We start from the raw sequence: 3,928 nt of genomic DNA on the forward strand, positions 1-3,928 counted from the left end.
TGACCATGCGCCCACGCTATCCGGTGCCCGCCGGCGATCTCAGCCCACCTCTGCCGATCGAGCCGCCTCCCATGCCCGGAACTCTTCGGCGATCCGCGGCGACTGCGTGTGGTGCAGATAGTGCGAGCCGTCGAGCGCGATCACGGTTCCGTCATCGACGCCCGCAGCCTGCTTCTCGTGCAGCTCCCGCCACTCCGGGACCTCCTCGTTGTGCTCCACGACGAAGAGCAGCAGCGGCAGCGTCGGGGCGAACCCGGTGCCGAGCGCGTCCGCGAAGTTCGTGCGGATGTGGGACATCTCATCGAGATACGTCGCACTCAGCGAGTTCCGGTTGGAGAGCATCACCAGTTGCTCGCGCACCTCTTCGGAGTACACGTCCTCCTCGTAGCCCGTGGCGGACGTGGCGACAAGGCGGATGAGCCCGAGGTTCTTGGCGGCGCCGAGCAGGCCGATGGGGAACGCGGTGTCCGTTCGGGGCTGACCGGGCACGCTGGAGTCGATACCCACGAAGGCCTCGACCTCGTCGGGATAGCGACGTGCGAGTTCGATGCCGTACACCCCGGCGATCGAGTGACCCATCAGCACATACCGGTCGATGTCGAGCTCGTCCAGAGCCTCGTGCACCTCGGAGACGATGTTCGCCGTCGTACGTTCGCGGTCCGTGCCGTCGCTCAGGCCGTAGCCGAACGGCTCGACCACGACGACGCGGTGATCCGCCGACAGGTCATCGACGAGGGGAGCGAAATCGAGCGCGGGCGACGCCGTGCCGAACCCGGGGAGAAGCACGATGGTCTCGTCGCCCTTGCCGCTGATGGCGACGTTCATGTGGCGTCCGTCGACCTCGACGAGCTGGCCGTAGGGCTCGATCCGCTCCTGTTCGGCGTCGGTGGCGACGACGTTCACGATCGTGGTCGTCGCCAATCCGACGGCGATCACCGCGGCGACGGCGGTCATCGAGACGAGCACTCTCTTCACAGACTTCTTCATTCGGACCTCTCCCGCGGCGCACGGTGCGCCCCGTCCCTCCAGCGTCGTTCGGATGCCCGCTCGAGGCATCGCCCCGGCGCAGACATCTCCCTACCGCGTTCGCAGTACGGGGAAGTCATCCTCAGGGCGGACTCCCGATGCGGCCGCGCGCGGAATACTGGAAGGATGCCCGCCCGCCCCGCTTCCGGACTCACCGCGCCGTTCGGGGATGTGATCGCCGTCGCCGTCATCGTCCTGTTCGCGGTGCTGCCCTACCCGGAGTCGGTCTTCCAGGTCCCCGGGATGCTGCTCCCGATCGCGCTCCTGCCGGCCGCGGCGATGCCGTTCCGTCGTCGGTGGCCCCTCGCGGTCCTTGGCGTCAGCGTCGTCGTCGCGGTCGTGCTCTCGGTGATGGGGATGCTCTCGCCGAGCTCTCTCATCGCGACGGCGATCAGCGCTTTCGCCGTCACCGCGTACACGCGTCGCACTGTGGGGCTGATCGCGCTGACGCTCGTCGTCGGAGTCGTCTTCGTCTCCAACGCGGTCCCGCTGCACGGAGAGTTCTTCGATTCGAGGGCCTTGCAGTTCCTGTTCTTCATCTCACTGGCCGGGGCGATCGGCGATGCCACACGATCTCGTCGCGAGTTCGGCGCCGCGATGACCGAGCGTGCGGAACGTGCGGAGCGCGGCCGAGAAGAGGAAGCCAGACGTCGGGTCGCGGAGGAGCGTGTGCGCATCGCGCGCGATCTCCACGATGTCGTCGCGCATCAGATCACGGTGATCAGTCTCAACGCGGGCGTCGCGTCGTCGGCGCTGGAATCCCGACCGGATCGCGCGAGAGAGGCGCTGACGACGATTCGACGCGCGTCCCGCACGGTCCTCACCGACATCGGGGGCCTGATGGCGCTGCTGCGCTCCGAGGATCCGGAGGACACCGGGGATCTGCGCCCGCAGACCGGGCTCGCGGGCGCCGCCGACCTGATCGCGCGCTTCGTGGACGCGGGGCTGCGCGTCGAGCTCCACGACGAGTCCGCAGGGGTCGCGCTGTCTCCGTCGAACGATCACGTCGCCTACCTCGTGCTCCTGGAGGGCCTCACCAACGCCCACAAGCACGGGGCGGATCGTCCCGTGCGCGTCCGCCTGGACGTCGTCAGCGGCGATCTCCTCATCGACGTCCGCAACGAGGTGCGTGCGGGGCCGGAGGCGTCCGCTGGCGGTCACGGGCTCGTCGGGCTGCGTGAGCGCGTCACAGCCGTCCGCGGTACGGTCCGGACGGAGAGCGTCGACGGAGTGTTCCGTCTCGACGTACGACTCCCCACAGACGGAGGGAGTGACGAATGGTCAGCGTGATCATCGCGGATGACCAGCCGCTCATCCGGCAGGCCGTCCGCGACATCCTCGGCGACGCCGGCATCCTCGTGGTCGGCGAGGTCGCCACAGGGCGGGACGCCGTGCGCGCCGTGGAGCGCGAGTCGCCGGACGTGGTGCTGATGGACATCCGGATGCCCGACCTCGACGGCATCGCCGCGACGGCCGAGATCTGCGCAGAGGGGACAGGGGGTCGCACGCGCGTGCTGATCCTCACGACCTTCGAGGAGGACGAGTACGTGGTGGCGGCACTGCGCGCGGGTGCCAGCGGATTCATCGGCAAGGGCGCCGAGCCGGAGGAGATCGTGCGCGCCGTGCTCACGATCGACCGGGGCGACTCGCTCCTGTCGTCCGCTGCGACACGTGCCCTCATCGAGCGCTCGCTGCGCGCCGCCGACGCATCACCCCGCGTCCCGGATCAGGTCCTTCTCGACGCGCTCACCGACCGCGAGCGCGAGGTGATGCTGCTCGTCGCCGGCGGACTGACCAACCAGGAGATCGCCGAGACCCTGACGATCTCTCCGCACACCGCGAAGACCCATGTGAATCGGACGATGATGAAGCTGGGAGCCCGCGACCGCGCACAGCTCGTGATCCTCGCCTATGAGTGGGGCCTCGTCGTTCCCGGCGTCTGACGAGAGCTCCTCGTACCGCAGAGGGAGGCGGATTCCATACCCCGGTAGCTGTTCAGCGGCCCGGCGCCTCCGTAGCGTGTCTTCCATGCGCTCCCGTCTGCTGTCCTCCACCGTCATCCTGCTCGCCGTCACCGCCGCCCTGACCGGCTGCGCGGTGTTCGATCCGGGGACACGGGTGAGCGAGGACCGACCGATCACGGACATCAACGAAGTGGTGCTGGACACGAGCGGCGATCTCACGATGCGCGTCGGCAGCACGCCATCCCTGCGTATCACCGCAGGGGAGAACGTGATCGGCGAGCTCACGTCCGAGATCTCCGATGGGGTGCTGACCCTCGGCATGGAGAAGACGCCCATCGGATGGAACGGTGAGATCCGCTACTCGCTCACGGTGACGACCCTCGAGACTCTCCACGTGCGAGGCTCGGGCGACGCGCAGGTCGACTTCACCGGCGCGACGGCGCCCTCGATCGACGTGCAGGGTTCGGGCGATGTCGAGGCCGCAGGCGTCGCCGCGGACTCGGCCTCCGTCGTCGCAGACGGTTCAGGCAGCATCTCCGTCGACGATGTCCAGCTCTCCGAGCTGACCGTCCGCATGACGGGATCCGGGGGCGTCGAGATCGACGGCACGGCCGCCGCCCAGGACGTCGAGGTCGCGGGGTCGGGTGGGTTCAGCGCGGCATCCCTGCGCAGCGACCGCGCCCGCGTGGTCGTCACCGGGTCGGGGGATGCCGATGTCGACGCCCGGCTCTCCCTCGATGTCGTGATCGACGGGAGCGGAGACGTCTCCTACGCGGGGGACCCGAGCGTGACGAAGAAGATCTCCGGTTCGGGGGAGCTGCACCGTCGCTGAACCTCGGAGGTCAGCTCCGGGACCGCGTACGCGAGCTCACCAGGAGCGCAGCCCCTCCCGCCCCCAGCAGGACGGCCAGGACGCCGAGACCGAGTGCGGCGCGCGC

At 69.0% G+C, this 3,928-nt stretch carries 4 protein-coding genes; 3 read left to right on the forward strand and 1 reads right to left on the reverse strand.

Annotation, left to right across the window (positions count from 1 at the left end; genetic code table 11):
* Positions 1-39: 39 nt before the first annotated feature.
* Positions 40-987 carry an alpha/beta fold hydrolase gene (locus CQ047_RS18555; protein ID WP_105677520.1) on the reverse strand — a complete coding sequence of 316 codons (948 nt, stop codon included), beginning with the start codon at positions 985-987 and terminating at the stop codon, positions 40-42.
* A 165-nt stretch (positions 988-1,152) separates the two neighbouring features.
* Here CQ047_RS18555 and CQ047_RS18560 point away from each other — a divergent pair, with 165 nt between their 5' ends.
* The 3 genes from CQ047_RS18560 (at position 1,153) to CQ047_RS18570 (ending at position 3,822) form a co-directional block, all read left to right on the forward strand.
* Positions 1,153-2,316, forward strand: coding sequence for a sensor histidine kinase (locus CQ047_RS18560; RefSeq protein ID WP_105677522.1), 1,164 nt, complete (start codon positions 1,153-1,155; stop codon positions 2,314-2,316).
* Positions 2,304-2,969: a response regulator transcription factor gene (locus tag CQ047_RS18565; RefSeq protein WP_105677523.1), complete on the forward strand. Its 666-nt coding sequence runs from the start codon at positions 2,304-2,306 to the stop codon at positions 2,967-2,969. The genes CQ047_RS18560 and CQ047_RS18565 overlap by 13 nt, the downstream gene beginning before the upstream one ends.
* A gap of 85 nt (positions 2,970-3,054) precedes the next feature.
* Entirely contained in the window at positions 3,055-3,822 is a 768-nt protein-coding gene (locus CQ047_RS18570; RefSeq protein ID WP_181156013.1) for a head GIN domain-containing protein, read from the forward strand.
* Positions 3,823-3,928: the final 106 nt, after the last annotated feature.

Origin of the sequence: Microbacterium sp. MYb72, from assembly GCF_002979415.1 — a bacterium.
GTDB lineage: Bacteria > Actinomycetota > Actinomycetes > Actinomycetales > Microbacteriaceae > Microbacterium > Microbacterium natoriense.

Coding starts and splice junctions, on each gene's coding strand:
- CQ047_RS18555 (WP_105677520.1), bottom strand. CDS start 987: ATGAAGAAGTCTGTGAAGAGAGTGCTCGTCTCGATGACCGCCGTCGCC.
- CQ047_RS18560 (WP_105677522.1), top strand. CDS start 1,153: ATGCCCGCCCGCCCCGCTTCCGGACTCACCGCGCCGTTCGGGGATGTG.
- CQ047_RS18565 (WP_105677523.1), top strand. CDS start 2,304: ATGGTCAGCGTGATCATCGCGGATGACCAGCCGCTCATCCGGCAGGCC.
- CQ047_RS18570 (WP_181156013.1), top strand. CDS start 3,055: ATGCGCTCCCGTCTGCTGTCCTCCACCGTCATCCTGCTCGCCGTCACC.